At 51.9% G+C, this 17,303-nt stretch carries 18 protein-coding genes; 1 reads left to right on the top strand and 17 read right to left on the bottom strand.

Annotation, left to right across the window (positions count from 1 at the left end; translation table 11 throughout):
• Nucleotides 1-38: 38 nt before the first annotated feature.
• From DZE2538_RS19755 to glmU, 9 genes are all read right to left on the bottom strand, one after another.
• Nucleotides 39-629, bottom strand: a complete 591-nt coding sequence (locus DZE2538_RS19755; protein ID WP_019844280.1) for a COG4648 family protein — start codon at nucleotides 627-629, stop codon at nucleotides 39-41.
• Nucleotides 616-870: an acyl carrier protein gene (locus tag DZE2538_RS19750; RefSeq protein ID WP_012886762.1), complete on the bottom strand. Its 255-nt coding sequence runs from the start codon at nucleotides 868-870 to the stop codon at nucleotides 616-618. Before DZE2538_RS19750 ends, DZE2538_RS19755 begins: the two co-directional genes overlap by 14 nt.
• A 21-nt stretch (nucleotides 871-891) precedes the next feature.
• Entirely contained in the window at nucleotides 892-1,158 is a 267-nt protein-coding gene (locus tag DZE2538_RS19745; protein WP_012886761.1) for a phosphopantetheine-binding protein, read from the bottom strand.
• A gap of 33 nt (nucleotides 1,159-1,191) precedes the next feature.
• Nucleotides 1,192-1,977: a lysophospholipid acyltransferase family protein gene (locus DZE2538_RS19740; protein WP_023641120.1), complete on the bottom strand. Its 786-nt coding sequence runs from the start codon at nucleotides 1,975-1,977 to the stop codon at nucleotides 1,192-1,194.
• Nucleotides 1,970-2,707 (bottom strand): beta-ketoacyl synthase chain length factor, encoded by a 738-nt coding sequence (locus DZE2538_RS19735; RefSeq protein WP_038917051.1) that lies wholly within the window; start codon nucleotides 2,705-2,707, stop codon nucleotides 1,970-1,972. The genes DZE2538_RS19740 and DZE2538_RS19735 overlap by 8 nt, the downstream gene beginning before the upstream one ends.
• Before the next feature lie 74 nt (nucleotides 2,708-2,781).
• Nucleotides 2,782-3,849 carry a methyltransferase gene (locus tag DZE2538_RS19730; RefSeq protein WP_019844283.1) on the bottom strand — a complete coding sequence of 356 codons (1,068 nt, stop codon included), beginning with the start codon at nucleotides 3,847-3,849 and terminating at the stop codon, nucleotides 2,782-2,784.
• A gap of 78 nt (nucleotides 3,850-3,927) precedes the next feature.
• Nucleotides 3,928-4,314, bottom strand: coding sequence for a hypothetical protein (locus tag DZE2538_RS19725; protein WP_019844284.1), 387 nt, complete (start codon nucleotides 4,312-4,314; stop codon nucleotides 3,928-3,930).
• 295 nt (nucleotides 4,315-4,609) lie between these two features.
• Nucleotides 4,610-6,445, bottom strand: a complete 1,836-nt coding sequence (gene glmS, locus DZE2538_RS19720; RefSeq protein ID WP_019844285.1) for a glutamine--fructose-6-phosphate transaminase (isomerizing) — start codon at nucleotides 6,443-6,445, stop codon at nucleotides 4,610-4,612.
• Between the two features lie 234 nt (nucleotides 6,446-6,679).
• Entirely contained in the window at nucleotides 6,680-8,050 is a 1,371-nt protein-coding gene (gene glmU / locus DZE2538_RS19715; protein WP_019844286.1) for a bifunctional UDP-N-acetylglucosamine diphosphorylase/glucosamine-1-phosphate N-acetyltransferase GlmU, read from the bottom strand.
• 392 nt (nucleotides 8,051-8,442) lie between these two features.
• Here glmU and pelX point away from each other — a divergent pair, with 392 nt between their 5' ends.
• The gene (gene pelX / locus DZE2538_RS19710; protein WP_038914916.1) at nucleotides 8,443-10,647 is read left to right on the top strand and encodes a pectate disaccharide-lyase PelX; all 2,205 of its coding nucleotides are present in this window, start codon (nucleotides 8,443-8,445) and stop codon (nucleotides 10,645-10,647) included.
• A gap of 128 nt (nucleotides 10,648-10,775) precedes the next feature.
• Here pelX and DZE2538_RS19705 read toward each other — a convergent pair whose 3' ends face one another.
• From DZE2538_RS19705 to atpB, 8 genes are all read right to left on the bottom strand, one after another.
• Nucleotides 10,776-11,189 carry a F0F1 ATP synthase subunit epsilon gene (locus DZE2538_RS19705; RefSeq protein ID WP_026357867.1) on the bottom strand — a complete coding sequence of 138 codons (414 nt, stop codon included), beginning with the start codon at nucleotides 11,187-11,189 and terminating at the stop codon, nucleotides 10,776-10,778.
• Between the two features lie 29 nt (nucleotides 11,190-11,218).
• On the bottom strand, nucleotides 11,219-12,601 hold the full coding sequence (gene atpD / locus DZE2538_RS19700; RefSeq protein WP_019844288.1) for a F0F1 ATP synthase subunit beta: 1,383 nt from the start codon (nucleotides 12,599-12,601) through the stop codon (nucleotides 11,219-11,221).
• Nucleotides 12,602-12,649: 48 nt separating this feature from the next.
• Nucleotides 12,650-13,513 carry a F0F1 ATP synthase subunit gamma gene (atpG, locus tag DZE2538_RS19695; protein WP_012886751.1) on the bottom strand — a complete coding sequence of 288 codons (864 nt, stop codon included), beginning with the start codon at nucleotides 13,511-13,513 and terminating at the stop codon, nucleotides 12,650-12,652.
• Nucleotides 13,514-13,566: 53 nt separating this feature from the next.
• Nucleotides 13,567-15,108, bottom strand: a complete 1,542-nt coding sequence (gene atpA / locus DZE2538_RS19690) for a F0F1 ATP synthase subunit alpha (RefSeq protein ID WP_012886750.1) — start codon at nucleotides 15,106-15,108, stop codon at nucleotides 13,567-13,569.
• Nucleotides 15,109-15,120: 12 nt separating this feature from the next.
• Entirely contained in the window at nucleotides 15,121-15,654 is a 534-nt protein-coding gene (gene atpH, locus DZE2538_RS19685; RefSeq protein ID WP_038917050.1) for a F0F1 ATP synthase subunit delta, read from the bottom strand.
• 14 nt (nucleotides 15,655-15,668) lie between these two features.
• On the bottom strand, nucleotides 15,669-16,139 hold the full coding sequence (atpF, locus tag DZE2538_RS19680; RefSeq protein WP_012886748.1) for a F0F1 ATP synthase subunit B: 471 nt from the start codon (nucleotides 16,137-16,139) through the stop codon (nucleotides 15,669-15,671).
• Nucleotides 16,140-16,203: 64 nt separating this feature from the next.
• Nucleotides 16,204-16,443 (bottom strand): F0F1 ATP synthase subunit C, encoded by a 240-nt coding sequence (gene atpE / locus DZE2538_RS19675; RefSeq protein WP_004093904.1) that lies wholly within the window; start codon nucleotides 16,441-16,443, stop codon nucleotides 16,204-16,206.
• Between the two features lie 48 nt (nucleotides 16,444-16,491).
• Nucleotides 16,492-17,283 (bottom strand): F0F1 ATP synthase subunit A, encoded by a 792-nt coding sequence (gene atpB, locus DZE2538_RS19670; protein WP_012886747.1) that lies wholly within the window; start codon nucleotides 17,281-17,283, stop codon nucleotides 16,492-16,494.
• Nucleotides 17,284-17,303: the final 20 nt, after the last annotated feature.

Genomic DNA, 17,303 nt, shown 5'->3' with positions numbered 1-17,303 from the left:
CTATTTTCTTTCATCGTCCTGTTTGTCGGCCATCGCGTTCAAACAGACTTCCTCAACCGCTGACGTACCAGCCATTCGCCACCCATTAATAACCCTATCAACAGATAGCTGATCATGCCGTTCCAGGCGGTCCACCACACCATGTTTCCCGACAGACAGGTCAGTAACGCTATCGTGCCGTTGCAAACAAAAAACAGGCACCAGACTTGTGTCACACGCCGGGTATAAGCAATGGCTCGGGCAGGCAGCTCCGGCTCCCGTAAACGGGCAATACGCTCAATAAACGGCATGCGGCTAAATAACGAGCTGAAAAACAGCGTCAGCATGACAACGTTCACCGCCACCGGATACCACATCAACCATTGCCGGTCACGCAACCACAGGCTGGCAAGACACAACGCCGCGCCTGCCGCTGCCAGTAACAGCCCGGTTTGGCGGTATAACCCCTGGCTGCTCTTTAACATCAACAAGCGAGCCAGAAAAACCAGCGCCAGCAGCGGTAATAACCAACGATGATCGGGATGCGTAATACTGAACCACACCAAAAATGGCCAGCCCAGCGTCATCACACTGACCAATACGCCGGTTACGCGATATAACAGGCGTCCTCTGGTCTCACTTGTCTTCATGACCCATCAGTTGTTCGATAGCGTTGACAACATCCTGCACGGTACGAACCGATTTAAAGGTTTCTGGTGAAATCTTACGACCAATCCGTTTTTGCAGGTGTACCACCATATCCACGGCATCAATGCTGTCTAATTCCAGGTCTTCATACAGCCGTGATTCCAGCGTGATGTCGTCTTCGTCGAGCTCAAACAGCTTTACCAGCAGCGTTTTGATTTCGTTATAAATTTCATTTTTATCCATGATCAACCCACCATTTTTCAATCAGGCGCCAGCCTGACGCTGAGACATAATGAATGACGCCAGCGTCGCGACGGAAAAGAAGTGCTGTCGCATTTCTTCGCTTTCGGCTGAAAGCACTACGCCATAGCGGTTTTTCACTGCCAGACCGAGCTCAAGTGCATCGATCGAATCCAGACCCAGCCCTTCACCAAACAAAGGCGCTTCGGTTTCAATTTCATCGACGCTGACTTCTTCAAGGTTCAGGGCATCGATAATCATCTGTTTGATTTCAAGGAAAAGATCTTCCATAACTCATACCTGTTTTATGATTTATTTTGCTTATTAAAGCGTTAGAGACTGCTGCAAAAAACGATTCAGACGGCGTGCCGCCAGCGGCAGCTCGTCTTCCCCGGTAATAAAAGTCTGACTACTGATGCGCTCGCGCACCCGAATGGTGAAACAGGGTTTTTCCGGCGGGATGTGATACCAGCGGCTCTGTTTTCCCAATGTCTGTTGGCTACAGAGAATGTGCACAATCCGTAAATCGCAGCCGCAACGAACAGCGATATTGGCAGCACCACGTTGCAATACGACGGGCTGCTGATAACGGGTACGGGTTCCCTCGGGGAAAATCATGATCACATCTCCCCGGTTAATCCGCTGCTGACAATGGGGCAATAATGTCTCGGACTGGCTGTTAACCAGATAATCCGCCGCCCGGATAACACCGCGGAAAAAAATGTTCTGGCGTAATTCCGCTTTCACCAGGCAATCAACATCCGGCATCACAGAAGCCAGCAGGACGTAGTCAATCAACGTCGGGTGGTTGGCCACCACCAGACAGCCGCGATCACGGCGTAGTGTTTCAATATCGTCAATGTGATAATCCAGCACACCGAGCGCACGCGCACTACGCAGGAAGCAACGGAAACTAAAGGCAATACTGTGACGCGCCCATGTCCGGCGTTTGGCTTCATCACGCTGAATCAGCAGCAGCACATTGAACCAGACCGTCGACAACAGCAAACCGCCCAGGCTAAATAACCCAAAGCAACACCCGGTCATCACCAGCCGCCAGCACCAGTTCAGGCGCGATGAACGATTCATGGACAACGAAGACTCAGACATGATGCGCTACCGTCCATTGCCAATGGTGGCGTTCGCCATCCACCGAAAATGCGGGCATGTCCGACAACAAACCGTGCAGGAATTGCAAACTTTGTGGTAATTCAGACTCCGAAGCGACGTCAGATCTCGGCTGGGCGTCACACGTCAGATCAGCGCCGGGTGCCAGCAACACCGCAACGGCATAGGGATAGCGCGGCATCCGACTGGAAACCTGAGCGTGGTAAAACTCGGGGATAACACCATCAAAATCCACCAGCAACACACGGGAATACCCTGCCGACTGCAAGGCCGCCACTTCCACCAGCCCTTGCTGGAAAGAGTCCATCCCCGCAGAAACCGATGTTGATACCAGCGGCATCTGGGCCGCAATGGTCAGGCTACCCACGGCCGCATTATGAACCGACATGGCAAAATCCGTAGGGGAAAGGCTTTCCTGCCGGGATAACGCCAGCAAAATACGCAGGTTACGTTCCAGTTCACCGTGACGACTGGTAAAGACAATCGCCTCAATGTCACTCTGACGCCGCAGCAATGCCAGCCCGTTGTTGACCGCCATCCGACTGCCGCTGTTAAGCCGACGCGCCGTCATCATCGGTAACTGATCGCATTTCGCCAACGGCTGAGTGGCGTCAATCAGCGCAGGTTGTGCGGCCCATTGTCGCCATGCCGACAGCTCGCCAAACCCTGGTGCGCTGGCTTGCCAGTCGAGGAGTGTAAAAGCCAATCTCATACCCGTGTATTCCGAATCATTGTGTTAAAACACGCGGACTATTCCATGCACTCTGCTAACTACCACATAACGCCTTATTTTTTCTTACAAACCAGCAAGGTATGACCAATACCCAATCCATCAACCTGCTGTTCGATATCAAGCCCCGCTTCCTGTAATAACGGCAAAAAACGGCTCGCCGCATAAAACCGACTATAGCCATTAGCCAGGCAGGTAAAATACAGCGACGCCATATTCAGACTGAATGCTCCCGCTTCCCACGGCTGACGATCCCAAAATATTTCCAGGATACAAATTCGAGCATCAGCCTTCATCGCCCGCACGATTCGCGTCAGAATCTGAACGATCTGCTCCTCACTGAAGCAATCCAGAAACTGGCTCATCCACCAGATATCCGCGTCTGAGGGCAGCGGGTCATCAGAAAGCATATCAACGGCAAGGCCGGAAATTCTGTCCGCTTTCCCCGCCAGCTCAACAGAACGGGTGGATAAGGCAATTTGCTCAGGTAGATCCAGGATAGTAATGCGCACATCCTGATCGTAATCGTGGCAACACATTGCCCATTTCCCCGTATTTCCACCAACGTCATAAAGCTGTGCGGGCTTGTGCTGAAATACATGGGGTAATACCGCAGTAAATGCGGCATCGGAATAAAAATGGTCAAAGGCAAACCAGCTTTCTTTCACTTTTTGAGGCAATTGACTCAGCGCTGGATAAATTGTCGACCAGTGGCCAAAAACCTGTAAACCAACCGGTTTTTTCTGCCTTAGAGATTCATCAAGATGAAACATGGCCTGATAGCAGACGTCCTGCGTAAAATCCATGTTGATGCGTGTCATTCTGTCGTGGATAAGATAATGACCAGTTTTGGCAATAAAATAGCGAGCGTCTTTCTTAACCAGCATCCGCCCGCTTAGACCGGCATCTAACAGAATTTCTACCGCGTAACGGTCTAAATCCGTCACGGCAACAATATCATCAAGCTCCGCACCTTTATTGCCGCACTCATCCAGAAATCCTAAAATACCGTGATCCCGAAGATTAACCGCCGCCTGAAACAAAATAGGAGCAAATGCGATGCGTTGCGCTTCTGTTATTGCCTCCAGCGCACTGGCATTATCCTGATCATATCCGTGAAACACGATGAATTCCCTGAGAAAAATAAATTCTAATGTAGAAAAAATCAGAGCCGAATAATCAAAGGCATTCGGCTCTTATAATTATTTGATTTGCTGGGAAGCCAGTTTTAATTGAATTTCGTGGTCCAGATTATTTACCCAACGGTTATACGTTTTATGAATTTTCCCGTCGTCAGCTTTCAGGTTATAGCTGTTAACATAATTAATCGTATAGCTGGTCGGCGTGTAATTAATGCGAATATCCGCCGAATGACCGCGATCATCAATGCGACCGTTAATGACGCCAGGAGCAACCGGTGTCATCACCCATTTGCGCTGCAAGCCAGCCTGCAAAATAGCCACTCTTACCTGATCAGACGTGTAATTCCCGGCAATTGGCGTCGTGGTATTCATCACCTGCGCAGTACGCGCACAGCCCGCTAATGCCAGAACACAAACCATACTTGCTAAAAAATGCTGCTTTTTCATAGAGTCCCTGTCAATAAAATCAACAATTACGCTGCCTGAAAAGCTCAAGGATCAGCTTCCGATACGACCTAAAAGGTGCGCATCATTGAAGCTATCTTACACAAAACAGGCACAAATTGACAAAATTTATCAGAAAACTAACTGATTAATGTCTCAAAAATAAGCTTCCAAAAATGAGAAAAGGTGGCCTGTTACCAGACCACCTTTTGTTGGTTTCACATCCTGAAAATGACGGCTTCCGTCATCAAGTCAGCGTGAAAAAAAGCTCAGATACGGGGAAAAACTGACGCTATGGTCACTCCACCGTCACCGATTTCGCCAGGTTGCGCGGCTGGTCTACGTCGGTGCCTTTAATTAAGGCGACATGATAAGACAGCAGTTGCAGCGGCACGGTGTAGAAGATCGGTGCAATCACTTCTTCTACATGCGGCAACTGGATGATCTTCATCATGTCGCTATCAGAGGTGAACCCAGCCTGTTCATCAGCAAACACGTAAAGTTCGCCGCCACGTGCACGCACTTCCTCGATGTTGGATTTCAGTTTTTCCAACAGATCGTTGTTGGGTGCGACCACGACGACTGGCATATCGGCATCGATCAATGCCAGCGGCCCGTGTTTCAGCTCACCTGCTGCATAAGCTTCCGCATGGATGTAGGAAATCTCCTTGAGTTTGAGCGCCCCTTCCATCGCAATCGGGTACTGGTCGCCACGGCCCAGGAACAATGCGTGATGTTTATCGGAGAAACCTTCCGCCAGCGACTCGATCAGCTTGTCTTGCGACAGCATCTGTTCGATACGTGCCGGTAATGCCTGCAACGCATGCACAATATCCTGCTCGATACGGGCTTCCATACCACGCAGGCGACCGATGCGCGCCACCAGCATCAGCAACACCGTCAATTGTGTTGTGAATGCCTTGGTGGATGCCACGCCAATTTCGGTACCAGCACGGGTCATCAGCGCCAGATCCGATTCACGCACCAGCGACGAACCCGCTACGTTACAAATCGCCAGCGACCCCAGATACCCCAGTTCTTTCGACAAACGCAATGCCGCCAGCGTATCGGCGGTTTCACCGGACTGGGACAGGGTAATCATCAGGCTATTGGGGCGGACTGCCGGTTTGCGATAACGGAATTCTGAAGCGATTTCCACATCACACGGAATCCCCGCCAGCGACTCAAACCAGTAGCGCGACACCATACCGGAGTTATAGGACGTACCGCAGGCAATAATCTGAATATGCTGAACCTGTGCCAGCAGCGCATCCGCTTGCGGGCCTAATTCGGACAGGTTGATCTCGCCGTGACTAAAACGCCCTTCCAGGGTGTTTTTAATCGCCATCGGCTGTTCGTAGATCTCTTTTTGCATGTAGTGACGGTACGCGCCTTTGTCGCCAGCATCGTACTGTACCTTTGATTCAATTTCTTCGCGCTGAACGTCCTGCCCCTGGCGGTTAACGATGCGCACGGTACGACGCGTGACTTCGGCGATGTCACCCTCTTCCAGGAAGATAAAGCGACGGGTTACCGGCAGCAATGCCAGCTGATCGGAAGCGATAAAGTTTTCACCGACACCACGGCCAATCACCAACGGGCTACCAGAGCGTGCAGCAACCAGTACGCTGGGGTCACGGCTATCCATCAGGACCATGCCATACGCGCCGCGCAGTTGTGGGATCACGCGCTGTACGATATCCAGCAACGAACCACCGTTCTGCTGCTGTTCCCAGTGCACCAGATGTGCCACCACTTCCGTATCTGTTTCGGAAACAAAATGATAACCACGGGATACCAGTAACTCGCGCAGCGGCTCATGATTTTCAATGATACCGTTGTGCACCACAATAATGTCGCCAGACACATGCGGGTGAGCGTTCTGCTCAGACGGTTCACCGTGGGTCGCCCAACGGGTGTGGGCGATACCGGTTCCGCCCAACAGCGGATGCTCTTCCGCCGCCTGAGCCAGCACCTGCACTTTACCCAGACGGCGCAGGCGGGACACAGACCCTTCACTATTCACCACCGCCAGACCGGCAGAGTCGTAACCACGGTACTCGAGGCGGCGTAGCCCCTCCAGCAGGATCTCAGCAATATCTCGTTGCGCAACAGCGCCTACAATTCCACACATCGGTTGTATTCCTGTAAACGTGACATATTGTGTCACCACGATGTCTTTAGACCTGATTGTTCCGGTTTTTTCCGGATTCCCCGAGCCTTGTAGAGAGTGGGGATTTTTATGTTTTGCCCTGAATTCCCACCAGGAACACAGGGCAAAACCGTCTTATACCAAGACGTGTTCTCCCTCGGATCGGTACGCCTTCATGCGACTGCGCAGAAAACCGAATCCGAGGGAGTAAGACGATTATTTTTTCTTTACCGGGCGTATCCAACCGCTGATATGGGTTTGCTTCACACGGCTAATGGCCAGCTCATTTTCCCCCACCTCACGGGTGACAGTAGTCCCAGCCCCAATAGTCGCGCCGTTAGCCACCTTAACAGGCGCTATCAACTGACTATCCGAGCCGACAAACACATCATCACCAATCACCGTCTGGTGCTTATTCGCGCCATCGTAATTACAGGTAATCACACCCGCGCCAATATTCACGCCAGAGCCAATGTCCGCATCGCCGAGATACGTCAGGTGACCGGCCTTCGACCCTTTACCAAGACGCGCTTTTTTCAATTCGACGAAATTACCGACGTGCGCTTCTTCTTCCAGCACAGCACCGGGTCGCAGGCGGGCGAACGGCCCAACAGTACAGCGCGCTTGCAACACCGCATTTTCCACCACGGTGTACGGGCTGAGTTCGCAATCATCGCCGATCTCACTGTTTTTAATCACACAGCCCGTACCAATTTTAACCCGATTACCCAGCGTCACCCGGCCTTCCAGAATGACGTTGGTATCGATAGTCACATCACGCCCGTGCACCAGTTCGCCACGTAAATCAAAACGAGCCGGATCCAGCAACATGACCCCCGCCAGCAGCAGCTGCTCCGCCTGTTCGCGCTGGTAAGTGCGCTCCAGCGTTGCCAGTTGCAGACGGTTATTGATGCCTTCCACCTCACTCAGACGCGACGGTTGTACCGCCACTACCCGCTGGCCTTCTTGTGACGCCATGGCGATGATATCGGTAAGATAATATTCACCCTGTACATTGTGATTATTGAGCTGGCTTAACCAACGCTTCAAATCACGACCGCCGGCCACCAAAATACCGGTGTTGATTTCCGTAATGGTACGCTGCTGCTCGGTGGCATCTTTGTGTTCCACGATCCCCACCACGTCGCCGTTCTCGCGCACAATACGGCCATAACCGGTAGGGTCAGCCAGATTGACGGTCAGCAAGCCAATCCCGCCTTGCGGTTTGGCGGCGGCCAGGCGCTGCAACGTGGCAGGAGAGATCAGCGGCACATCGCCGTACAGAATCAGAATGTCTTCGTTATCGTCAAACCCATCGGCCGCTTGCTGCACCGCATGGCCCGTTCCCAACTGCTCGGCTTGCAATACCCAATTCAACGATGTTTCCGTCAGCGTTTCGCGAATCAGGTCCGCACCGTGTCCGTACACCAGATGAATACACCGGGCACCGACACCTTTCGCCGCATCGATCACATGCTGAACAATCGGTTTACCCGCCAGAGGGTGAAGCACTTTGGGAAGATCGGAATACATGCGGGTTCCCTTGCCGGCGGCAAGGATAACCACGCTCATTGCACTGTTTGACATAGGCATCCTGACTAAAAACTGAATGGTGTCCAATTGAGTACGGACGAACGAAAGTAAACCCGTTATTACCCCGGATTACTACATATTTTTCAGCGAAAAATACGTCACCACACCTACTCCAGGCTGAAAAAACGTATTAACGTGAGTTTACCCAACCCGGCAGGATTTAGGTAATGCAAAACGTCCCCCCCTCAATGTCTCCTGCAATAACAAGAGTCTGTACATGGCATAACAACGAGCGATCGTTTCATCGAACCGGGACATATACGACAAAATGAAACCAAGTGTTTCATTAAGTGAATTTCATCGTTCGGTTTGTGAAGCAACAAAAGAAACAGCGTTTCATTTTTTGAGATAATGCGTTACTCAAAACAAATAATGATGGGGAAAATATGAAATACGCTACTTCGGGGCTACTCTCTGTCGCCCTTAATTCGCTTTTGCTTCTGGGTTCCCACACCGCCTTTGCCACCACTCAGGATGCCGCACCAGTGTGGCACAGCATCGCGTTTGGTCAGTCTACCGATGTGAACTTCGCCACCAACGTAGTGCCGGGAAAAGTAGGTGTCAATGACGTTACCATCAACGGTAAAAAGCTGACCGTTAATGATAAAGCCAGTCTGGCTTCTCCGGTTACTATCGAAAGTCGGGGAGGAAAAATCGCCAACACCCATGACGGCCTGACCTTTTTCTATACGCAATTGCCTGCCAATGTGAATTTCACATTGCAATCTGACGTCACCGTCGATCAGTTCGGTCCGGAAAACGACGCCAAACCCAATGCCCAGGAAGGGGCCGGTCTGTTAGTTCGCGATATCCTTGGCGTTCCCCGGCAGGAGCCGTTGAAAGAAGGGTATGAAGAGTTTCCCGCGGCATCAAACATGGTGATGAACGCCATTATGACGCAGGACAAAAAATCGAAAACCGATGTAAAAATGCAGCTCATTAGCCGCGATGGCGTAACGCAACCCTGGGGTAATACCAACGCAGAAATTACCCGCACCAGCTATCAGGAGAAAATTAATCTGGAGCAAACCCCGACATTTCGCCTGAAACTGGAACGCACCAACGATGGCTTCATCACCTCTTATGCGCCTAAGGGCAGCGACCAGTGGGTCAGTAAAACCATAAAAGGGGCGGATCTCGTTACCCAGCAAGATAAGAACCACTACTACGTGGGATTCTTCGCCTCACGTAATGCGAAAATAACCATCAGTAACGCCAGTCTGACCACCAGTCCAGCCAACACGATACCTTCCGCACCATTCAAAGCGGAAACCACGGCGCCGTTGTTGCAGGTTGCCTCCTCGTCACTTGCTACCAGTGATACCTATCCGGTACAGGCGCGGGTGAATTACAACGGAACGATAGAAGTATTTCAAAACGGCAAATCGTTGGGTAAACCACAACATGCTCGAGCCGGGGATTACTTCTCTCTGACGACCAGGCTGACGCAGCCAAAATCTGATTTCAAACTGGTCTATATTCCTGACGAAGGTGAAGACAGAACCGCGAAAGACACCTCGTTCAGTGTAGAAAAAATTACGCTGGCCGACGCCAAAAACCTGTATGTCTCACCGGAAGGTAAAGCGGGCAACAATGGTAGCAAGAACGCACCATTGGATATTAAAACAGCCATTACTGCGTTACCTGCTGGTGGCACAGTATGGCTGATGGATGGCGATTACAGCGCGACCGTTATCCCGGTCAGTGCCAGCGGTAACGCCAGAGGCATTAAAACGCTGATGCCAGCAGACAAAAAAGTGGTTTTCCACGGCCTGCAACTCAACGCCAGCTATTGGAAAGTCAAAGGGGTCGAAATCACAGAAAAGAGTTTCCGCATTGAAGGTAGCCACAATCAGATTGAACGGGTACTGGCACACCACTGCGATAATACCGGTATTCAGGTTTCGTCCAGCGATAACGTAGGTCGTCCGTTATGGGCTAGTTATAACCTGATCCTGAATTCAGAATCCCACAGTAATCAGGACCCGAGTAAAAAAGACGCCGATGGTTTCGCAATAAAAATGCGGGTTGGCGAGGGTAACGTCATTCGCGGTGCCTTCTCCCATGACAACGTTGATGACGGCTTCGACCTGTTTAACAAAATTGAGGATGGCCCGAATGGCGCGGTGTTGATCGAGAATTCCATCTCGCTCAACAACACCAGCAATGGCTTCAAGCTGGGTGGTGAAGGCCAGCCTGTCGCACATCAGGTGAAAAATAGCATTGCTATCGGTAACCACATGGACGGGTTTAGCGACAACTTCAACCCCGGCGCACTGCAGGTCACCAACAATATCGCGCTGGATAACGTGCGCTTTAACTTTATCTTCCGGCCAAGTCCTTACTATGGCCCGGAAAAACAAGGCATTTTCAAAAACAATATTTCACTGCGCACTCACCCTGGCAAATATGATGACGCTGTCGTCGGCAGAGTAGATGCCAGCAATTACTTCATCAAAAATAACCGTTCGCTCAACAGCGAGGGGAAAGAGATCACAACGGCCAATTATAAATCCGTCGCGATCCCTGCGGTATTTAGCCGTGATGAAAAAGGCAATCTGCAGTTGGGTGATTTCCTGAAAAAGAAATAATTGCCGCAACCGATAAAAACAAAGAGACGGAGTCTTTCAACAGCCGTCTCTCTGCTCCCAGCCATAAAAAAAGCCAGCTTGAATCAGCTGGCTTTTTTACATCTGCATGATAGTTACATCAGCATCTGTTACATCGCTTTTTTGGTCAGCTCAATGACGCGCAGTTTGGCAATGGCTTTTGCCAAATCGGCAGAGGCTTGAGCATAATCCACATCACCGTGTGAATTGCGGATATGCTCTTCGGCTCTGCGCTTCGCTTCCAGCGCACGCGCTTCATCAAGATCCTGCCCACGAATGGCGGTATCGGACAGCACGGTCACCATATTCGGTTGTACCTCAAGGATACCGCCGGACAGGTAGATATACTCTTCTTCGCCGTGCTGTTTAACAATGCGCACCATACCAGGCTTAATGGCCGTGAGCAGGGGGGCGTGGCCAGGATAAATTCCCAGTTCGCCTTCGCTACCGGTCACCTGGATTTTCTGCACCAGACCGGAAAACATTGCCTGTTCCGCACTAACGACATCCAGATGGTAAGTCATAGCAGCCATATCACCCTCCTATCAAGGCGTTACAGTTTCTTGGCTTTTTCCACTACTTCATCAATGGAACCAACCATGTAGAACGCCTGTTCCGGCAGGTGGTCGTATTCGCCTTCCATAATGCCTTTGAAGCCACGGATGGTGTCTTTCAGCGACACGTATTTACCCGGAGAACCGGTAAATACTTCAGCTACGAAGAACGGCTGAGACAGGAAGCGCTGGATCTTACGTGCACGGGATACCACCAGCTTGTCTTCTTCAGACAGCTCGTCCATACCCAGAATCGCGATGATATCCTTCAGTTCCTGATAACGCTGCAGAATAGACTGCACGCCGCGCGCCACATCGTAGTGCTCCTGACCCACGATCAGCGGATCCAGCTGACGGCTGGTGGAATCCAGCGGGTCAACGGCCGGGTAGATACCCAGAGAGGCGATCTGGCGGCTCAGTGTTACTGTCGAGTCCAGGTGCGCAAAGGTGGTTGCCGGTGACGGGTCAGTCAAGTCATCCGCTGGCACGTAAACGGCCTGGATAGACGTGATAGAACCGGTCTTGGTGGAGGTAATACGCTCCTGCAACACACCCATTTCTTCTGCCAGTGTCGGCTGATAGCCTACAGCAGAAGGCATACGGCCCAACAGTGCGGATACTTCCGTCCCCGCCAGGGTATAACGGTAGATGTTATCCACGAACAGCAGAACGTCACGACCTTCGTCACGGAATTTTTCCGCCATGGTCAGACCGGTCAGCGCCACACGCAGACGGCTACCCGGCGGCTCGTTCATCTGACCATACACCAGCGATACTTTGTCGATAACGTTGGAGTCGGTCATTTCGTGGTAGAAGTCGTTACCTTCACGGGTACGTTCACCCACGCCCGCAAACACTGAGTAACCGGAGTGCTCGATCGCGATATTACGAATCAGCTCCATCATGTTTACGGTTTTACCTACACCCGCACCACCGAACAGACCGACTTTACCGCCTTTAGCAAACGGACAAATCAGGTCGATAACCTTGATACCGGTTTCCAGCAGTTCCTGGGAGTTGGACAGTTCTTCGTACGTCGGGGCTGCACGGTGAATAGCCCAGCGCTCTTCTTCGCCGATCGGTCCTTTCATGTCGACCGGCTCACCCAGTACGTTCATGATACGACCCAGCGTCGCTTTACCAACCGGTACTTCGATCGGGTGCGCCAGGTTAGTGACTTTCAAACCACGGCGCAGGCCGTCGGAAGAACCCATTGCAATACAACGAACCAGGCCGCCACCTAACTGCTGCTGCACTTCCAGCACCAGTTTCTCAGCCCCGTTCTCTACCTCAATCGCATCGTACACATTCGGTACGGCTTCCTGAGGGAACTCGACGTCCACCACGGCGCCGATTACCTGGATAATCTTTCCAGTAGCCATCTTGAATCCTCTACGTAATTCGACAATACGTAATTCGTAAAACCTGATTTAAACCGCGGAGGCTCCCGATACGATTTCGGTGAGTTCCTGAGTGATGCTTGCCTGACGAGCCTTGTTGTAAACCAACTGCAGCTCTTTGATCAGGTTGCCGCCGTTATCTGTTGCGGCTTTCATCGCTACCATTCGCGCGGCCTGTTCACTGGCCAGGTTTTCTACGACGCCCTGATAAACCTGAGACTCCACATAGCGGCGCAACAGGGTATCCAGTAGCGACTTAGGATCGGGTTCATACAGGTAATCCCAGGATTTCTTCGTCAGCTCGCCTTCTTCTGCCGGGGGCAATGGCAGCAGCTGAACAACTTGTGGAACCTGAGACATGGTATTGATGAACTTGTTGCTCACCACGTACAGTTTGTCCAGACGACCTTCGTCGTAGGCCTGCAGCATGACTTTCACCGGCCCGATCAGTTCGGACAACGAAGGGTTATCCCCCATGCCGGTAACCTGAGCAACAATGTTTGCGCCTACAGAACCGAAGAAAGAAACCCCTTTGGAACCAATCATCGCCAAATCAATCTCGGCGCCTTTTTCGTTCCAGGCTTTCATATCACCCAGCAGCTTCTTGAACAGGTTAATGTTCAGGCCGCCGCACAGGCCACGGTCGGTAGACACCACCAGATACCCGACGCGTTTAACGTCACGCTCTTCCAGGTACGGGTGTTTATATTCCAGATTCCCTAACGCAAGGTGACCAATCACTTTGCGTATGGTTTCCGCATAAGGACGGCTGGCCGCCATACGATCCTGCGATTTACGCATTTTGGAAGCGGCGACCATTTCCATCGCTTTGGTGATCTTCTGCGTGTTCTGGACGCTTCCGATCTTACTACGTATCTCTTTTGCGCCGGCCATCTTAGCTTCTCCTCAATGCCTAGCGGCCTGCCGTTAAGGCAGGCCACGGGGCGTTACCAGGACTGGGTTGCCTTAAAGGTATCGAGGATGCCTTTGAATTTACCCTCGATCTCATCGTTATAAGCACCAGTCTGGTCGATCTGCTGCAGAAGCTCGCCGTGCTCACGGCTGGCGTAAGCCAACAGTGCGGCTTCGAAGCTGCCAACTTTCGCCAGTTCAACGTCTTCCAGATAACCGCGTTCCGCCGCGAACAGCACCAGAGACTGCTGCGCAACAGACATCGGCGCATACTGTTTCTGTTTCAGCAGCTCGGTCACTTTCTGACCGTGGCTCAGCTGTTTACGGGTTGCATCGTCCAGATCGGAGGCAAACTGGGAGAACGCAGCCAGTTCGCGGTACTGTGCCAGCGCGGTACGAATACCACCGGACAGTTTCTTCATGATCTTGGTCTGTGCAGCGCCACCCACACGGGATACGGAAATCCCTGGGTTAACCGCCGGACGAATACCGGAGTTGAACAGGTTGGATTCCAGGAAGATCTGACCATCGGTAATCGAGATAACGTTGGTCGGAACGAACGCGGACACGTCGCCAGCCTGCGTTTCGATGATCGGCAGAGCAGTCAAAGAACCGGTTTGTCCTTTCACTTCACCTTTAGTGAAGGCTTCCACGTACTCGGCGTTAACACGCGCAGCACGCTCCAGCAGACGGGAGTGCAGGTAGAATACGTCACCTGGATAAGCTTCACGACCTGGCGGACGACGAAGCAGCAGGGAAATCTGACGATAAGCGACAGCCTGTTTAGACAGGTCATCATAAATAATCAGCGCATCTTCACCGCGGTCACGGAAGTATTCGCCCATGGCGCAACCGGCATACGGTGCCAGGTATTGCAACGCAGCGGATTCAGACGCAGTTGCCACCACAACGATAGTGTTGGCCAATGCGCCGTGCTCTTCCAGTTTACGCACCACGTTAGCAATGGTGGACGCTTTCTGGCCGATAGCGACATAAATACATTTGATGCCGGAATCACGCTGGTTGATGATGGCATCAATCGCCAGCGCGGTTTTACCGGTCTGACGGTCACCGATGACAAGCTCACGCTGACCACGACCGATTGGAATCATGGCGTCCACGGACTTGTAACCGGTCTGAACCGGCTGATCAACGGACTGACGATCGATAACACCCGGTGCAATAGTCTCTACAGCAGAGAAGCCATCATGTTCCAGCGGGCCTTTACCGTCGATGGGTGCACCCAGCGTGTTGACCACACGGCCTAACAGGCCACGGCCAACCGGCACTTCCAGAATACGGCCGGTGCATTTAACCTTCATGCCTTCAGCCAGATCCGCGTACGGACCCATAACTACCGCACCAACGGAGTCGCGCTCCAGGTTCAGTGCGATCGCGTAACGGTTGCCCGGCAGGGAAATCATTTCACCCTGCATTACATCGGCCAGACCGTGTACGCGAATGATCCCGTCACTAACGGAAACAATCGTACCTTCGTTATGAGCTTCGCTCACAACGTTGAACTGAGCAATCCGCTGCTTGATCAGTTCACTGATTTCGGTGGAATTCAGTTGCATGCTCCAGTCCCCTTAAGACTGCAAGACGTCTGCCAGACGTTCCAGACGACCGCGAATACTGCCGTCTATCACCATATCGCCTGCGCGAATTACCACGCCGGCCATAACAGACTTATCAATTTTGCAATTCAGCTTCACTTTACGTGACAGACGTTGTTCCATTGCAGCGGTTATCCCTGATAACTGCTGCTCGCTCAACGTGGCGGCGGAAATGACCTCGACATCCACGGTCGATTCCAGCTCCGCACGCAATTGAACAAACTGTTCCAGTACTTCAGGCAGCACCGGCAAACGTCCGTTTTCAGCCATCACCCGGATCAGGTTCTGGCCCGCTTCATCCAGTTGTTCACCACACACGGTAATGAATGTCTGCGCCATGGTCTGGGGAGCGATAGCTCCGGCCAGCATGCCGGCAATATGTTCATTACGCGCAACTTCGGCAGTGAACGCCAGCATCTGCTGCCAGCGATCAAGCGCCTGGTGTTCAACGGCAAAGTCAAAAGCTGCTTTGGCGTAGGGGCGAGCTACCGTGACAAATTCAGACATCAGCCCCTCCCTCCTTACAGTTCAGCGACCAGTTTATCAACGATGTCGCTGTTAGCAGCTTCATCCACGGAACGTTCAATAATTTTCTCGGCACCGGCAATAGCCAGAATGGCAACCTGCTTACGCAACTCTTCACGGGCACGTTTGCGTTCGGCTTCGATTTCAGCCTGCGCCTGCGCCACGATTTTGTTGCGTTCCGCTTCCGCTTCCACTTTAGCTTCGTCCAGAATCAAAGCACGCTGTTTGTTTGCCTGCTCGATGATCACCTGAGCTTCCGCTTTGGCTTTCTTCAGTTGGTCGGTCGCATTGGCCTGCGCTAAGTTCAGATCTTTTTTGGCACGTTCAGCAGAAGCAAGACCGTCAGCAATTTCTTTCTGACGCTTTTCGATGGCTGCCATAATCGGCGGCCATACATACTTCATGCAGAACCAGACAAACAGGACGAACGCAATGGCCTGGCCGAGGATTGTTGCGTTAAGATTCACAGCACAATGCCTCTTTCATGAGTTAAATGAGTCGATGTCTTTAACCTGGCAAGCTCACGCCTGCTTAGGCCACCGCAAACATCACGTACAGACCCAGACCTACCGCGATCATCGGGATAGCATCCACCAGACCCATAACGATAAAGAACTGTGTACGCAGCAGAGGGATCAGGTCAGGCTGGCGGGCAGCACCTTCCAAGAACTTACCACCCAGAATGCCGATACCGATTGCAGCACCGATTGCCGCCAGGCCCATCATCACAGCGGCAGCCATGTACAGCAGATCCATACTCAGGTTTTCCATGACAGTCTCCAGTTTGTTTCAGTTAAAACGTTGTAGTGTTGTGAAAAATTAATGCTCTTCAGATGCCATCGAAAGATAAACAACTGTCAGAACCATAAAGATAAAAGCCTGCAGCGTGATAATCAGAATGTGGAAAATGGCCCAAGGCACATTCAGAATCCACTGTGACCACCACGGCAACAAGCCTGCAATAAGGATGAAAATCAACTCACCCGCATACATGTTTCCAAACAGTCGCAAACCAAGAGATACCGGTTTGGACAGCAGGCTCACCCCTTCAAGAATCAGGTTGACGGGAATAAACACAGGGTGATTGAACGGCTGCATGGTCAGTTCTTTAACGAAACCGCCCACACCTTTCATCTTGATGCTGTAGAACAGAATCAGAATGAATACGCCAAGCGCCATGGACAGCGTAACGTTTACGTCAGCGGAAGGTACCACACGCAGATAAGCATGGGCAGGGTCATGACCGAGAGCGCTATAGATATGCGCCCAGATTTGCGGTAGCAAATCGATAGGCAGCAGATCCATCAGGTTCATCAGGAAGACCCAGACGAAAACGGTCAACGCCAATGGTGCGATAAGTTTGCTCTTCCCGTGGAACATGTCGCGAACGCTGCCATCGACAAATCCCACAACCAGTTCGACCGCCGTTTGAAGTTTACCCGGTACGCCACTGGTCGCGGTCCTGGCAACCTTGTGGAAGATAGCCAGAAAGAGTACGCCGAGGACCACGGAGAAAAACATCGAGTCGACGTTAATCGACCAGAATCCCGAGCCCACCTGCAAATGGGTCAGGTGGTGACCGATATACTCTTGCGGAGTAGATGCAGACATGATGTCTCTTACCCTTTTGT

Origin of the sequence: Dickeya zeae NCPPB 2538 (assembly GCF_000406165.1) — a bacterium.
Lineage (GTDB): Bacteria > Pseudomonadota > Gammaproteobacteria > Enterobacterales > Enterobacteriaceae > Dickeya > Dickeya zeae.
This window is presented reverse-complemented; position numbering and strand designations above follow the sequence as displayed.